The 983-nt window shown below is 61.3% G+C and carries 2 protein-coding genes; both read right to left on the minus strand.

Going from position 1 to position 983, the window contains the following annotated elements; translation table 11 throughout:
* Positions 1-253: ATP-binding cassette domain-containing protein (locus tag GIW79_RS29510; RefSeq protein ID WP_236456702.1), on the minus strand; the 253-nt coding region annotated here is incomplete at its 3' end.
* A partial coding sequence (locus GIW79_RS29515; protein ID WP_236456700.1) for an arabinose ABC transporter substrate-binding protein occupies positions 250-983 on the minus strand: 734 nt, incomplete at its 5' end. The genes GIW79_RS29515 and GIW79_RS29510, both read right to left, overlap by 4 nt.

The following is a 983-nucleotide window of genomic DNA, read 5'->3' on the forward strand; positions in this document are numbered from 1 at the left end:
TCACCGCCACACCGCTGGCGATGCTGTCGGCGGCGCATTTGAAGGCCATGGTCTGCGCGCCGATCTGCACCGTACCGCTGGACGGAATGTAGGCGCCGCCGAGGATTTTCAGCAGGGTCGACTTGCCGGCGCCGTTCTCACCCATCAGCGCGTGCACCTGCCCCGGGTGGGCGGTGAAGCAAATGCCATCCAGCGCCTTGACCCCGGGAAAGGTCTTGCCGATGCCTTCAAACCGCAGGGCCGAAGCGGTCATTTCCACAGCCCGATCTTGGTCAGTTCCGCCTGGAAGTTTTCACGGGTAATCAGCGTCACTTCGTCCATAGCCGTGTATTTCGGCGGCTCGGTGCCCTGGGTAACCCACTCGTACATCATCTCAGCGGTTTTGTAGCCTTCAATGTGCGGGCTGGGCAGCATCGAGCCGAAGAAGCCGCTGTTGGCTTTCTTCAATTCGCCGATGGCGTCGGTGCCATTGATGCCGATACCAATCACATTGGCTGCGGCGAAACCGGCACTTTCGGTGGCGCGCACGCCGCCGAGCACGGTGTTGTCGTTCATGCCGCCGATGATCAGGTTCTTCGCGCTACCCGGCAGCTTGACCAGTGCCGAGTTGGTGGCGTCCATGCTGCCTGGCACGTCGAGGGTTTTCAGCGGGGCGGTGAGGATGTGATCTTTAGGAATGCCAGCCTCTTCCAGCGACTTGATCGAGCCGTCGGTGCGCTTCTTGCCGGTGTCGAGCTCGTTGAAGGTGTTGATCACCGCGTAGGTGTCCTTCCAGTCCCAACCACGTTTTTTCGCTTCGGCGGCCATGGCGGCGCCTTGCTTCTGGCCGACTTCAAACGCGGCCATGCCCAGGTACGGCACGTCTTCCATGAAGTTGCCCTTGGCATCGACAAAGCGGTCATCCACGGCCATCACTTTCAAACCGTTGACCTTGGCCTTGGCAACGATGGCCGGGCCCAGGGACACGTCCGGCGGGCAGATCA

This window comes from Pseudomonas sp. PA-7-1E (assembly GCF_021605325.1).
GTDB classification, from domain to species: domain Bacteria; phylum Pseudomonadota; class Gammaproteobacteria; order Pseudomonadales; family Pseudomonadaceae; genus Aquipseudomonas; species Aquipseudomonas fluorescens_BV.